The 13,648-nt window shown below is 41.9% G+C and carries 14 protein-coding genes; 10 read left to right on the top strand and 4 right to left on the bottom strand.

Annotation, left to right across the window (positions count from 1 at the left end; genetic code table 11):
* The first annotated feature begins 140 nt into the window (after window positions 1-140).
* The 5 genes from mecA (at window position 141) to MKZ11_RS22810 (ending at window position 6,059) form a co-directional block, all read left to right on the top strand.
* A complete protein-coding gene (gene mecA, locus MKZ11_RS22830; RefSeq protein ID WP_340796638.1) occupies window positions 141-806 on the top strand; it encodes an adaptor protein MecA in 666 nt (221 codons plus the stop codon).
* A gap of 75 nt (window positions 807-881) precedes the next feature.
* Window positions 882-2,048 carry a competence protein CoiA gene (locus MKZ11_RS22825; RefSeq protein ID WP_340796637.1) on the top strand — a complete coding sequence of 389 codons (1,167 nt, stop codon included), beginning with the start codon at window positions 882-884 and terminating at the stop codon, window positions 2,046-2,048.
* Between the two features lie 54 nt (window positions 2,049-2,102).
* Complete coding sequence (gene pepF, locus MKZ11_RS22820; RefSeq protein ID WP_445327062.1) at window positions 2,103-3,920, top strand: oligoendopeptidase F; 1,818 nt, start codon at window positions 2,103-2,105, stop codon at window positions 3,918-3,920.
* 672 nt (window positions 3,921-4,592) lie between these two features.
* On the top strand, window positions 4,593-5,510 hold the full coding sequence (locus tag MKZ11_RS22815; RefSeq protein ID WP_340796635.1) for a nuclease-related domain-containing protein: 918 nt from the start codon (window positions 4,593-4,595) through the stop codon (window positions 5,508-5,510).
* Between the two features lie 369 nt (window positions 5,511-5,879).
* On the top strand, window positions 5,880-6,059 hold the full coding sequence (locus MKZ11_RS22810; RefSeq protein ID WP_340796634.1) for a hypothetical protein: 180 nt from the start codon (window positions 5,880-5,882) through the stop codon (window positions 6,057-6,059).
* Between the two features lie 261 nt (window positions 6,060-6,320).
* Here the strand turns inward: MKZ11_RS22810 and MKZ11_RS22805 are convergent, their stop codons facing one another.
* The 3 genes from MKZ11_RS22805 to MKZ11_RS22795 all read right to left on the bottom strand — a co-directional run bounded on the left by MKZ11_RS22805 (window position 6,321) and on the right by MKZ11_RS22795 (window position 8,284).
* Window positions 6,321-7,127 (bottom strand): DsbA family protein, encoded by an 807-nt coding sequence (locus MKZ11_RS22805; RefSeq protein ID WP_340796633.1) that lies wholly within the window; start codon window positions 7,125-7,127, stop codon window positions 6,321-6,323.
* A complete protein-coding gene (locus MKZ11_RS22800) occupies window positions 7,124-7,516 on the bottom strand; it encodes a globin domain-containing protein (RefSeq protein WP_340796632.1) in 393 nt (130 codons plus the stop codon). The genes MKZ11_RS22805 and MKZ11_RS22800 overlap by 4 nt, the downstream gene beginning before the upstream one ends.
* A 105-nt stretch (window positions 7,517-7,621) precedes the next feature.
* Window positions 7,622-8,284, bottom strand: coding sequence for a lytic transglycosylase domain-containing protein (locus MKZ11_RS22795; RefSeq protein WP_340796631.1), 663 nt, complete (start codon window positions 8,282-8,284; stop codon window positions 7,622-7,624).
* Between the two features lie 183 nt (window positions 8,285-8,467).
* Between MKZ11_RS22795 and MKZ11_RS22790 the strand changes: the two genes are divergently transcribed.
* The 4 genes from MKZ11_RS22790 to MKZ11_RS22775 are packed head-to-tail and all read left to right on the top strand — an operon-like array spanning window position 8,468 to window position 11,278.
* Complete coding sequence (locus tag MKZ11_RS22790) at window positions 8,468-8,857, top strand: UPF0738 family protein (protein ID WP_340796630.1); 390 nt, start codon at window positions 8,468-8,470, stop codon at window positions 8,855-8,857.
* 18 nt (window positions 8,858-8,875) lie between these two features.
* Window positions 8,876-9,553, top strand: coding sequence for a GTP pyrophosphokinase (locus tag MKZ11_RS22785; protein WP_340796629.1), 678 nt, complete (start codon window positions 8,876-8,878; stop codon window positions 9,551-9,553).
* A complete protein-coding gene (locus tag MKZ11_RS22780; protein WP_340796628.1) occupies window positions 9,550-10,350 on the top strand; it encodes an NAD kinase in 801 nt (266 codons plus the stop codon). Before MKZ11_RS22785 ends, MKZ11_RS22780 begins: the two co-directional genes overlap by 4 nt.
* Entirely contained in the window at window positions 10,322-11,278 is a 957-nt protein-coding gene (locus MKZ11_RS22775; protein WP_340796627.1) for an RluA family pseudouridine synthase, read from the top strand. The genes MKZ11_RS22780 and MKZ11_RS22775 overlap by 29 nt, the downstream gene beginning before the upstream one ends.
* Here MKZ11_RS22775 and prpE read toward each other — a convergent pair.
* The gene (gene prpE, locus MKZ11_RS22770) at window positions 11,262-12,002 is read right to left on the bottom strand and encodes a bis(5'-nucleosyl)-tetraphosphatase PrpE (protein WP_340796626.1); all 741 of its coding nucleotides are present in this window, start codon (window positions 12,000-12,002) and stop codon (window positions 11,262-11,264) included. The two genes, MKZ11_RS22775 and prpE, sit on opposite strands and share 17 nt — an antisense overlap.
* A 61-nt stretch (window positions 12,003-12,063) precedes the next feature.
* Here prpE and mgtE point away from each other — a divergent pair, with 61 nt between their 5' ends.
* Window positions 12,064-13,470, top strand: coding sequence for a magnesium transporter (gene mgtE, locus MKZ11_RS22765; RefSeq protein WP_340796625.1), 1,407 nt, complete (start codon window positions 12,064-12,066; stop codon window positions 13,468-13,470).
* The last annotated feature ends 178 nt before the right edge of the window (window positions 13,471-13,648 follow it).

The following is a 13,648-nucleotide window of genomic DNA, read 5'->3' as shown; positions in this document are numbered from 1 at the left end:
TATCAAAATTATACGTCCTAAGGCGGAACCCTTTCAAAACGTAGAGGACGGTCATATAGTAAGTATAAGCATTGCAGGATTTTTTCACATAATCAAGGAGACTGGGCTAATCCAGTCCCATAGGAAGGGAGAGAAAAGGGATGGAAATAGAGCGTATTAATGAAAATACAGTTAAGTTTTTTCTTTCATATATTGATATTGAAGAACGTGGCTTTACACGGGAAGAAGTCTGGTATAATCGCGACAAGAGCGAGGAACTCTTCTGGGAGATGATGGACGAAGTCAGCGATGAGTCTGAGTTTGAAGTCGAAGGGCCATTGTGGATTCAAGTACATGCGATGAGCGGTGGTATTGAAGTGACGGTGACACGAGCGCAAATATCCGAAAATGGAGATGCGATGGAATCGCCATTTTCAAGTGACGACCCACGAAAAATGTTCCAGCATGGTAAAATGTTTGATCATGATGATGAGGATGAAACGATGCCAGGCATAGAGGATACTGCATTTGAATGGCATGACAATATATTTGTCTTTACCGATTTTGATGATCTTATTCCGCTAGCGGACCGAATGATAGATTATGAAATAAAGACATCGTTATACGCGTTTGAAAACAACTACTATTTACATGTGATCTATGACATCGAGGCAATGGATGATTCACGAAAAACAGATTTATTCAGCCTGCTTTCTGAATTCGGCGTTCCGTCAAATATGACGAGTCATCGAATTGAGGAGTACGGAAAAGTTATCATGGAAGAAGATGTTTTCTCGGAAATCCAAAAGTACTTTGGCGCTAAATAAGCAGGAATTAAAACAGCTATCTCAAAATGGTAGCTGTTTTTTCTTGCGTTGTTATTAGAAAATTTGTATTATTAAGTGAGAAAGGAGTGGACTCTTATTCTCACAGCAAAAACAGAGAAAGGAAAACTGATTGTTCTTTCACGGGAGCTAGAAAGAGAACGATTGCGGGAATGGCGGAAAGTGCAGGCGTTTTTTTGTACGCAATGTAATTCACCTGTTCAGTTGAAAGTTGGAGATATTATTATTCCGCATTTTGCCCATTTGAAGGATGCTGCCTGTACGACTTTATTCTCGGAGGGTGAATCGAAGGCGCATCTCCAGGGAAAACGGCAATTGTACGAATTTTTCCGAAAAAAGGTTCGGCAAGTCGAACTCGAACCATTCTTGAAAATGTTGTCCCAGCGTCCTGATATCCTAATAACAACACAATCTGGGTCGATACCCATCGAATTTCAATGCAGTACAATCCCCATTACTGACATGGAGTCGAGATCGGCTGGTTATCGCGGCATTGGGATGAAACCTCTCTGGATTTTGCAAACCCCAGCAAAGTTTAGTGCATTGCCGACAGGTGTTGGTATGTTTCACTTCTCAAAATTCCACGAAAGCTTCTTTACGCATTCCCATCCCGAAGGCCAGCTTTTACTCACATACAACCCCCAAACAGAACGATTCCATTATTTCACGAGTCTTGTGCATATTGCAGGTAAACGCTATATCGGTATTCATCGTACGTTGCCATTGTCGAGTCAGGTTTTTCCTTTTGCACGGCCCAAAACTCCGTCAGAGGTAGAAATCCGTCGTTACGTAGCTCTGTATTTGTCTATGCGCCATAAATTCCTTCAATCCCGTGTTTTATTGAACACAAGAGGGGTAAACAATTCTTTTCTAAGAATGTGCTATGAATTGCGTGTAATACCTGCAGATCTTCCACCGTGGATTGGATTGCCAGTCCCTTTCAGTGAGTCATTTCGTGGACATGATTGTGAATGGCAACTAGCATTTTATTATTATTTAAGAAGAAAGGGGTTTAATTTCAAAGACGTATCACGCAATCAGATTAGGAATTATGTTTCCGGGTTAGAAGAATCGTCGGAAGAACAAGAAAAAGCATGCATGAACTATCGCAACTTCCTAATCTCTGTAGATGTCGATTCCGATCAAAAGGCGGCGGATTTTGCCGAAGAAAAAATAGTTCGATTAATTTCAGAAAGATTGCTTGCAAAGCGTTATGAAAATTGAGAAAATGAAAGTGATTCGTTTCCCGAAGTAAAGGGAGAAGGGGGATTATTGATGATGACTGAGACTAAGAATAAAGTATTGACGCGTGATGAGGTAAAGGTGGATGAGACTTGGCGTCTGGAAGATATCTTCGCCACAGACGAAATGTGGGAAAAAGAATATGCTGAGGTCGAGGAATTCGCCGGCAAAGCAGAATCTTATAAAGGAACTCTATCTAATGGAGGAGACGCACTTTACACAGCATTGACATACCGTGACACGCTATCCGAAAGGCTGCGCAGGCTTTATACATATGCGCATCTAAAGACTGACCAGGATACCACAAACAGCTTCTACCAGGCGATGGATAGCCGTGTGAAATCACTTTATGTGAAAGTGGCAACTGCGTTATCATTCTTCCTGCCCGAACTTCTGTCAATCGACGAAACAGAATTGGACAAGCTGGTTGCTGAACACGAGGGACTGGGTCTTTATAAACAAGAATTTGAAGAAATCAATACACAACGTCCACATGTGTTGCCTGCCGAACAGGAAGCTTTGCTTGCGCAACTATCAGAAGTAACGGGCAATTCTTCAGAAACGTTCAGTATGCTTAACAATGCTGATCTGACCTTCCCGATGGTGAAAGACGAAAAAGGGGAAGAAGTCGAATTATCACACGGCCGTTATGTAGGATTTTTGGAAAGCGATGATCCGCGAGTTCGCGAGGATGCATTCAAAGCAATGTATTCGAAGTACAACGAATTCCAAAATACTTTCGCATCGACACTTTCTGGTAACGTAAAAGGCGATAATGTTAATGCACGCATCCGCAATTATTCATCAGCACGCGAGGCGGCAATGTCAAATAATCATATCCCGGAACAAGTTTATGAAAATCTTGTGTCGACTATCAATAAAAACGTCCACTTGCTCCAGCGTTATGTTGCACTCCGTAAAAAAGTATTTGGCCTGGAAGAACTTCATATGTGGGATATGTACGCGCCGCTTGTAAAAGATGCGGACATGGAGATTCCATATGACGAAGCTGCAACAACAATGCTCGACAGTTTCCACCCGCTTGGCGAAGAGTATGTATCCATCGTCAAAGAGGGTCTGGAGAGCCGTTGGGTAGACGTCCGTGAAAACAAAGGGAAGCGCTCTGGAGCTTACTCTTCAGGCGCCTATGGAACAAATCCGTATATCTTAATGAACTGGCAAGATAACGTCAGTAACTTGTTCACACTAGCACATGAATTTGGTCATAGCGTCCATAGTTACTATTCACGTGAAAACCAGCCATTCGTCTATAGCGGCTATTCTATTTTTGTAGCTGAAGTTGCGTCAACAGTGAATGAAGCGATTTTGAATGATCATTTATTGAAAACAATTGACGATGAACAAAAACGTATTTATTTGTTAAATTATTGGCTTGACGGTTTCCGCGGTACAGTTTTCCGCCAGACAATGTTCGCTGAATTCGAGCATCTGATTCATCAGCTGGATCAACAAGGTGTAGCGCTGACTGCTGAAAAGCTGACGGAAGAGTATTATGCACTGAATAAGAAATACTTCGGTGAAGACTTGGTTGTCGACGAGGAAATCGGTCTGGAATGGGCAAGGATTCCTCATTTCTACTATAACTATTATGTGTACCAGTATGCGACGGGCTATAGTGCCGCAGTCGCGTTGAGCAATCAAATCTTGACAGAAGGAGAGCCTGCTGTCGAGCGCTATGTAAATAACTTCTTGAAAGCTGGTTCTTCCGACTATCCAATTGAAGTCCTGAAAAAAGCAGGCGTTGATATGACAAGCGCGGCTCCAATTGAAGAAGCATGCCGCGTCTTCGAGGAAAAACTGAATGAACTCGAATCACTTCTATTGAAAAAATAACTAAACTGCTCAAGCAAAAAGCCTTATCCACCACTATTTTCAGTGGACGTGATAGGGCTTTTTTGCTATGCATATTATTATACAAATATAAAGTAACCTGTCTTAGTGAAGTCTTTAATGTGACAGTCATGTGAAATTCATTGTGAAATGTTGATGCTACTATTATTTTATGATAAAGTAAGGATGTGAAATAAATCACATACCAAACATACACCCCTTTTGTTTGAACGTGAACATTTCTCCCATTCCCTTTGAATAAGAGCATTCCCTCCCCCCCAGGAGCGAATGCTCTTTTCTTTTGTATGGGGAAGGGGGGATGGCGTGAATTCATGGGGAGTTGCAAGTTATTCATGGCTCGTGGACAGTTAGTCATGACAGTTACAGAGTTAGTCATGGCGTTGGCCTGAATTCATGGGGAGTTGTAAGTTAGTCATGGCTTGCGGACAGTTAGTCATGCCCATTCCAGAGTTAGTCATGACAGTTCGGAGTCTCAAAACAAAATCCCTATTATCTGATACGTGATGAAAAAGGGATTGGCGGTAAACTGTTGCCATATCAGCGAGTATTTTGTATAATTAATTAGAATAATCAGTAAAAATAAAACGAGAGGTGACTCAAATACGCACTATTATTAAAAGGAATCAGCCCGCTCTACTAAGAGGAATACCACGCTTGATTGCCCGCATACCCCCTGATCATCGGAAAGTAAATTATTTAAGAGAACAACTTTACCGGATCGGTGCAGGTTATTCAGGAGAGTGTAATGTCGATTCATACATCGAACGTTCCCGTTTTCCCAAAAGTACCAAAATATTTACTGATGTTCATTTGCGCATTTCCCCGAAGTTCACATTCCAGATAGACACCTTGATTATCACTGAACGATATGTCTTAATCGTTGAAGTGAAAAATATTAAAGGTACAATCCGATTTGTCCAAAATCCCCCACATCTTGAACAAGTGCTTGAAACTGGTCATGAAGCGGTTATCGATTGCCCGGTTTATCAAATTGAATCGAATAAATTGAATTTAGATGAATGGTTTTTCCAGCGTGGAATCAATCTGAAGACAATTGGTCTAGTCGTTCTTGCAAATCCAAACACCAAAGTGAAAGATGTGCCTCAAGATTTCCCTATTATTTATAAGAAGCAAATCCCTTTCTATTTACAAAGTTTGAGGCGATCCGAGCCAGTTCTTTCGCCTGCTCAAATTAATGAAATTTCAAGAAAAATAGCTATAGAACAGCAAGAGTTTAATCCCTTTCCTTTATGTTCTTACTTTAATATTGATCATCAGGATTTGAGGACGGGTTTTGTATGTCATTATTGTAATCAGTTACTTCAACGAAAAAGTTCGAGGACATGGTGCTGTCAAAGTTGCGAAAAAGATGTCAAAAATCCATATGAATCCGGTATTAGTGATTGGTTTATGCTAGTGAAGAATTCCCTCACGAACGAAGAGTGTCGTAAGTTTTTAGACTTGAAGGATTCCAATGCAGCTCGGTATGTATTATCTACGTCGTTACTTGTGAAGAAAGGGAAGTCTACTAGGACATTTTACATTTTAGGTAATACAAAAACACATCATTGAAAGTTAGAAAAAGCCTTTCGCTATAGAAAGGCTTTTTCTTATGGAGACATAATCTTACTATGGTAATATGGCTCGCCCGCGAATTCAGGGTACAGGTTATGCACGGCAATGGGCCGGTCAGTCATGGCACTGCTCAATGAATTCACGGCAATGAACCAGTAAGTCATGGCACGGCCCAATGAATTCATGGCTCGCCCGCGAATTCACGGCAATCGGTCAATAAGTCATGGCGCGGCCCAATGAATTCATGGCTCGCCCGCGAATTCACGGCAATCGGTCAGTAAGTCATGGCACGGCCCAATGAATTCATGGCTCTCCCGTGAATTCACGGCAATGGGCCAGTAAACCATGGCTCGGCTCAATGAATTCATGGCTCTCCCGCGAATTCACGGCAATGAACCAGTAAGTCATGGCGCGGCTCAACGAATTCATGGCTCTCCCGCGAATTCACGGCAATCAGCCGGTAAGTCATGGGGCGGCTCGATGAATTCATGGCTCGTCCGTGAATTCATGGCGGGGCCCAACGAATTCAGGGCAATCGGCCAGTAATTCATGGGGCGGCCCAACGAATTCATGGCAATCGGCCAGTAATTCATGGGGCGGCTCAACGAATTCATGGCTCTCCCGCGAATTCATGGCAATCAGCCAGTAAATCATGGCGGTGCCCAATGAACTCATGGCTCACTCTCAAAGTCATGGCACTCCCTAAAAAAGTCATACCCTTCGCCAACCAATCATCCAAAGAGCAAAAGAATCAAAAAAAGCTACCTCATCGCCCGTAAATGTCCGGGTGATGAAGTAGCATTTAATTTAGATCAACTTTTTACGCCACAGCGTCATGTCTTGGAAGGCAATTCGTTCGACATGTTGTTGAAGAAGGCGTTTTTTGAGTTCGCGTTCTGCGGACTGTTCGGAAATATTGTAAATGCTGGCAATCTCTTTTGTAGAGAGCGTATCGAAACGCTGAAACAAATCCTCGAGGGGAGGGGGGGTGTCAGGAAGAAGCGGCCCTCCGACCAGTTCCTCTAAGATTTGTTCGTAGACTTCGTAGTCGTATAAGCCGCTTACTTTTAATCCTTCATCTTCAATATTTTCATTGAAGAAGACGAAGGTAGGTGCTTTGTCGACTTCCATCTCTTTTGCCATATACAAATCGACTTGTAAGGAGCGCAGTACGTTTTTTGAAGAGAAGTCTCGGATAAATTCATCTACGTCTAGATTCAGCTTTTTGGCGATTTCGACAAGTACGGAAAATGACGATACGTTTCTAGACTTTAAAAATGAATATTCAAGCATTTTTGATAAAAACCGAAATCCGGCACGTTTGCCTTGAAACTCCGCAGTTTTAATAGCGATACTTGGAAAAGAGGGATGTGTTTTATCACAAGCCAGCTCATCCTCATCTTTATGCATACATTGAAGATTCATCTTAGGCAATGAGGTCCGCAGTGCAATACGCAATGTAAAATAGCGATCATAATCAACTTGTAACTTCCGAAGTAAAGGCGGGAGTGTCGAGCAATCTCCACATAATGGATCGATGAAAACATATAATTCGATTGGCCTTATGCATGTAGAAGGACTGACCGGGTTCTCCAGTATTGTTTGCCGATTCACGTTCTATCCTCCCCAGTCCTGTTTACCATATGATTGGCGGTCAAGACGAGGCGTTTATAATAGATATCACGTATATTTCCTTCAAGTCCGACTTCGTCCATCGCTTCTGCCATGCAAGCAAGCCATGCTTCTGCTTGAACTGGAGAAATTGGGAATGGCATATGACGAGCTTTCATCATCGGGTGACCATGTTCTTCAGTATATAAATTGGGACCGCCTAAATATTGTGTTTGAAATTGTTTTTGTTTGCGCGCAGTTTCTGTCAGGTCATCTGGGAAAATCGGATATAGGGCCGGGTGTACGGCTACTTTAGCGTAAAACAGGTCGATAAGTTCCGACAATTTTGTAGCACCGATCTCCTCATAAGGGATCAAAGGTTTTCGCATCATTATGTCAATCTCCTTTGCTCTGACTGTATTGATATTCTATCAACCCTGCACCCGTTTCACAAATAAATCGCTCTGTTTGTGAATTGAGTGTGACGATTACCAATCTTATGCATTAAAATAGCCGAGCACTTTTTTCACATATTGCTGTGTTTCTTTGAAAGGAGGAATCCCATCATGTTTTTTTACATTCCCAGGACCTGCATTATAAGCTGCCAGAGCAAGTTCGATATTGCCGCCGAACTGATTAAGCATTTGTCTTAAATATTTGGCTCCTCCCATGACGTTCTGAGCTGGATCAAAACTGTCTTTAACGCCTAGGAACTTTGCTGTTCCGGGCATCAATTGCATAAGACCTTGTGCACCTGCATGACTGACAATACTATTATTGAAGTTCGATTCTTGCTTAATTACGGCAGAAATCAATTTATCGGGCAAGTTATATTTGCTTGCTGCTTGGCTGATGATATCACTATAGCTTTCATTGGCAATAGCCGTGTTTTTCATAGGTACTGAAGAATTTTGTTGCGTTGCAGAAAGAATCGCGTTAAGAGTAGAAGGTTCGAACACGCCATTTTTCCCGTTATAGTGTAAGCTTTCTGTATTATTGAGGTTACCTAGTAGTGTGGATGAAGCGGAAGATAAGGAATCCGTTATAGATGTATTGCCCAACATCTCCTCTAAAATCGTGTTAAACATGGATGGAGATGTGCTATCTTGTTCAGTATACGTCTGAACAGCACCGAGAGACTGCAGTGTATTTATTTCCATTAATGTACGAAAAGTGCGCGTATCCATTACGATCTGTCCCTTCTGACGTTAAGCTGTTGACTCATGAAATAATAACCTATCTATAGTATACCAATTTAAGGAGGAAAACGCATTTTCTAAACTGCAAGGCCACGACTCATATGATAGAATGAACGTAATGACGCATGAAGGGAAGAAGAAATCTTGAACATTCAAAATCGAATTGACAGCGGACTTCAAAACGATGGACAAATCCTTTTTTTAATAGCGGAGCAAGCAGAAAAGATTCAAGGCATACCATCTGGAAAGATGATTACAGATTCTGATAACCTGTCTTTTGTCTATCTTTTAGAAGCAGAAGCAGGGTACGAGCATCTCCATTTTACACAGGCTGTATGGCCGTTAATGGTCGAAGCATTGAAAACGGATTTAGTTCCAGTGCTTTCGTGGAAAGATGAAATAATTGCTCTTCCAGGATTTAAGGATGAGCTGACAATGCTTATATATAATATTGAAGGTAATGATAACTACGGGGAAACATTCTCCTCGGCAGTCGAGCAAGCATTCAGCTCAATACTTCAACATATGGAATAACAGCTGGGAGGGGTCCGGATGAGGCAGTGGAGTCAATTTCTTGAACCGTATAAACAAGCAGTGGATGAACTGAAAGTGAAATTGAAAGGTTTGCGAGCCCAATATGAGCTGGAAGATGTACATACGCCGGTTGAATTCGTGACAGGCAGGGTCAAGCCGCTTGCGAGCATCTATGATAAGACGCTTGAAAAAGGGATTCCATTCGAACCATCGGCTGAACTTGCTGCCGAACTGCCTGATATTGCGGGTCTTCGTCTGATGTGTCAGTTCGTCGATGACATTAGTACTGTTGTAGAAACGTTGCGGCAGCGGAATGACCTCGAAGTAATTGAAGAACGTGATTATATTGCACATAACAAACCAAGTGGATACAGATCCTATCATTTAATCATTAAGTATCCTGTGCAGACGATTCATGGCGAAAAGACAATTTTTGCGGAAATTCAAATCCGTACATTGGCAATGAATTTCTGGGCATCAATTGAACATTCATTGAACTATAAATATGAAGGTGAAATGCCGGATGAAATTAGACATCGTCTTGAACGTGCGGCAGAAGCTGCTTTCCAGTTGGATGAAGAGATGTCGCAAATCCGAAATGAAATTCAGGATGCGCAACAATATTTCAGTGCATTCAAAGAAACAGCGACGAGGCGTTATGGTGATAGGAATGAGAAAGGAGGAGAGAAAAGATGAAATTTGCAATCCAGTCACGAAACGATGCGTTATCCAACCAGCTCATGGAAGAAGCGAAAAACTATTTGACGGATTTCGAACTTATTTATAGTGAGGAAGAACCTGATATAGTCTTGTCAATCGGTGGAGATGGTACATTGCTTCATGCGTTTCATAAGTATAAATACCGTTTAAAAGACACCGCTTTTGTCGGAATCCATACTGGACATCTAGGGTTCTACGCAGATTGGAAGCCAGCCGAAATCGAGAAACTTGTCATCTCCATCGCTCGCAAAGAATTTGAAGTCTTTGAATATCCGCTTCTTGACGTGAAGATTAACTACCGAAATGAAAAAGACAGCGCCCTGTACCTAGCGTTGAACGAGTCGACAGTGAAATCACCTGATGTGACGCTGGTCATGGATGTTGAACTGAACGGCAATCACTTTGAACGCTTTCGTGGTGACGGTTTATGTATGTCGACACCCTCTGGATCCACCGCATATAACAAAGCACTGGGCGGTGCAATTATTCATCCATCTCTCCCATCGATGCAATTGACGGAAATGGCATCTATTAATAATCGGGTATTTCGAACAGTAGGTGCGCCGCTTGTGCTTCCTGCACATCATAAATGCGCACTGACGCCTGTTAAAGGACCTGACTTCATGGTAACGGTCGATCATTTGCAGCTTTTACATAAAGATGTAAAATCGATTGAATACCAAGTGTCGAAAGAAAAAGTCCGCTTTGGTAGGTTCCGTCCGTTCCCATTTTGGCGACGTGTCCATGACTCGTTCATTGATAGCGATGTATAAGAGCGATGGGTTGGATCTTCGATTCCGTCTCATCTTTCAGGTGGATGAAGACGGCATATTGCTGCGCGAATTCCTTCACGCAAAAGGAATATCGAAAAGGACATTAACCGCAACAAAATACGATGGCGGGGACATCAGTGTGAATGGAATTGAACGGACTGTGCGACATCCATTGCAGTCAGGGGATGAAGTGGTTATTACATTTCCACCGGAAGCGCCAAGTCCCGGTTTAGTGCCCGAATCTGGGCATTTAGATATTATCCACGAGGATGAAACACTAATGATTGTCAATAAACCTGCTGGGCAAAGTACAATTCCATCACGCGATCACCCAACTGGAACGATGGCGAATATTGTCGCTGGGAAGTTTGCTGAGGAATGTCTTCCGACAACGGTGCATGTCGTTACGCGTCTCGACCGGGATACGTCGGGTTTGATTTGTATTGCAAAAAACCGGCATATCCATCATCTGCTCAGTGAACAGATGATAAATTCCGGTTTTAATCGACAGTATGTTGCCATTGTTGAAGGGAATGTACAAGAGGATCGCTTCAGCATTGTACAACCAATCGGCAGGAAGGCCGGTAGCATTATCGAACGAATTGTACGTGAAGATGGGCAATTTGCTCGAACAGATGTAGAAGTATTACACCGTGCAGTAGTAGAAGGCCGTCATTTAACAAAAGTCGCACTAACCCTGCATACAGGTAGGACGCATCAAATTCGAGTCCATATGAAATGGGCGGGGTATCCGCTACATGGTGATGACTTATATGGCGGCAATCAAGGGTTGATTGGACGTCAGGCATTACACTGTGCGATGATTGGATTTTCGCATCCGCTCACGGGTGAAAAAATTGAATTCAGTTGCGAAGTACCTTTGGATATGAAGCACCTGACCAACAACGAAATTAATCAAATGAAGTGAATTTCTCCGGTATAAATGGTTGAAGTGATGGTGTGGATATTATTTCCATTTCAGGAAAACGGAGTGCTGTAAGATTGCCTCCAAATACACAACCCGTATCAACATTTGCGGTATTGTTTACGAATCGAGCTTCCTTAACGGGTGTATGTCCATAGACAACAAAGGATTTTCCTTTGTAGTACTTGGCCCAATCACGCCTGAGAGGTCTGCCGTCTGGTAACTTTTTTCCAGTGATATCCCCGTAAAGAACGAAGACACGTATTTTTTCTGAGTAGGGTGCACCAATCATTTCTTCCCGGATACCCGCATGTGCTATGACGAGATTACCGTCATTAAGGATATGGTATAACGGCAATGCTTCGTAAAATTGACGGTAATTGGTTAAGAAACGTTTTCGCTCAACATTTGATAATGCATCAAGTTCTGCTATTGTCGTTTCGAGACCATGTGTGGGCTGAACTTGGTTTCCTTTGGCAAATCGGTATAATTTATTGCAATGATTTCCCGGGGAATAAAGAAGAGTATCCTCATTTTGAATTTTGAATAGCAGATTCATCATCTTAAGTGAATCAGGTCCGCGGTCCATCGCATCTCCTACAAATACAAGTTTTCTTCCTTCGGAGTGTAAGGGAATACCCGTGACCATACTATATCCTAATTTTTGGATCAAACTCAAAAATTCTTCATAACAACCGTGAATATCGCCGACGATATCGTATTTCATATTTTTATCACCCTTTGTATAAAATATATATTAGTATATAATACCCTTATTCACTTTATTAATGCACGAGAGAATTAGAAAGGAAGGTGTAGCTGTGAACATAAATGAAGAGTACAAAGAAGAAATCATTTTTGATGAAGAGAAGTTGAAAGAGACGCTTATTCAACAGGACATAAAATCTTTCCGCGATGAATATCTACTCCTTCATCCGTATGATCGAGCAATTTTTTATGAAAAAATCGATTCTGAGCTCAGAGAAATCATTTATCAATACTTATCGCCGAAAGAATTGGCAGAAATTTTCGAGACGAGTGAAATCAGCGACGATGAATATAAACAGTTCCTTCAGGAGATGGACACGACGTATGCAGCAGACATGATTTCGTTCATGTTCGTCGATAACGCGGTAGATGTCCTGAATGAACTCGACAAATCACAAGTTGTCAGTTATTTGACATTGATGGATAAACAAGCGGCCGCTGAAATCAAAGCCTTACTTCATTATGAGGAGTATACTGCAGGTTCGATTATGACAACGGAATATGTTTCAATTCCGCAGAATTCGACAGTCCGTTCTGCAATGACGATTTTGCGCAATGAAGCACCGAAAGCGGAAACAATTTATTATGTGTTTGTTGTAGATGACAATAATCGGTTAACAGGTGTCATTTCGCTCCGTGATCTTATCATTGCACATGAGGATACGCTAATCAGTTCAATTATGAGCGAGCGTGTTGTAAATGTTCTTGTTTCGGAAGATCAGGAAGACGTCGCTCGAATGATTAAAGACTATAATTTCCTTGCCGTCCCGGTCGTAGATTTCCAACAGCATATATTGGGGATCATTACGGTCGATGATATTATCGATGTACTTGATGAAGAAGCGTCAGATGACTACTCTAAACTTGCCGGGGTTTCCAATATGGATACCTTTGACAAAAACTCATTTTCAGCAATGAAGAAAAGACTTCCTTGGTTACTGATTCTATTAGTATTGGGAATGCTTACTGCGAATCTGATAGATTTGTTTACAGAAACAATATCAAAAGTTGCACTGCTTGCAGCATTTATTCCGTTAATTGCAGGTACTGCCGGAAATAGCGGAACGCAAGCACTTGCTGTTGCTGTACGCGGTATTGCGACAGGTGATGTGGAGGACGAAAGTAAATTCAAATTGCTTCTTCGCGAGGCAGGAACAGGACTTATGACAGGACTTACCTGTGCAATATTTGTTGTAGGACTCATTTATGTTTGGAAACATGAATTCGTAATTGGTCTTTTAGTGGGTGCCGCAATTTTTGTTTCGATTTTTGTCGCAACAATTTCTGGCTCGTTCATTCCATTGCTCATGCATAAAATGAAAATTGACCCTGCAGTTGCTTCCGGTCCTTTCATTACAACATTAAATGATGTGATTAGCGTTATTATTTATCTTGGTCTAGCAACGGTTTTCATCAGTGATCTTTAGATTACTGGTGAAAACCGTTTTTTTTAGAAAGTAAGAAAGTATAAGTATTTTCTAAGCAGAACGGTAAGCTATTAGAAGTAGAGAGTGCATCAATCTACAATGCGAGGGGAGGTCGCACTCTCTTCCTTTAGTACTTATGGGCAGCCCTGCACTTCTCTAAAAAGAGAGGTAACGTCCA

The organism is Sporosarcina sp. FSL K6-1508 (assembly GCF_038007465.1).
GTDB lineage: Bacteria > Bacillota > Bacilli > Bacillales_A > Planococcaceae > Sporosarcina > Sporosarcina psychrophila_B.
Note: the sequence above shows the minus strand (reverse complement) of the source record. Positions and strands in the feature narration are given on the sequence as shown.

Coding starts and splice junctions, on each gene's coding strand:
- mecA (WP_340796638.1), top strand. CDS start 141: ATGGAAATAGAGCGTATTAATGAAAATACAGTTAAGTTTTTTCTTTCA.
- pepF (WP_445327062.1), top strand. CDS start 2,103: ATGACTGAGACTAAGAATAAAGTATTGACGCGTGATGAGGTAAAGGTG.
- MKZ11_RS22810 (WP_340796634.1), top strand. CDS start 5,880: ATGGCTCTCCCGCGAATTCACGGCAATGAACCAGTAAGTCATGGCGCG.
- MKZ11_RS22800 (WP_340796632.1), bottom strand. CDS start 7,516: ATGATGCGAAAACCTTTGATCCCTTATGAGGAGATCGGTGCTACAAAA.
- MKZ11_RS22795 (WP_340796631.1), bottom strand. CDS start 8,284: ATGGAAATAAATACACTGCAGTCTCTCGGTGCTGTTCAGACGTATACT.
- MKZ11_RS22785 (WP_340796629.1), top strand. CDS start 8,876: ATGAGGCAGTGGAGTCAATTTCTTGAACCGTATAAACAAGCAGTGGAT.
- MKZ11_RS22780 (WP_340796628.1), top strand. CDS start 9,550: ATGAAATTTGCAATCCAGTCACGAAACGATGCGTTATCCAACCAGCTC.
- MKZ11_RS22775 (WP_340796627.1), top strand. CDS start 10,322: ATGACTCGTTCATTGATAGCGATGTATAAGAGCGATGGGTTGGATCTT.
- prpE (WP_340796626.1), bottom strand. CDS start 12,002: ATGAAATACGATATCGTCGGCGATATTCACGGTTGTTATGAAGAATTT.
- mgtE (WP_340796625.1), top strand. CDS start 12,064: ATGCACGAGAGAATTAGAAAGGAAGGTGTAGCTGTGAACATAAATGAA.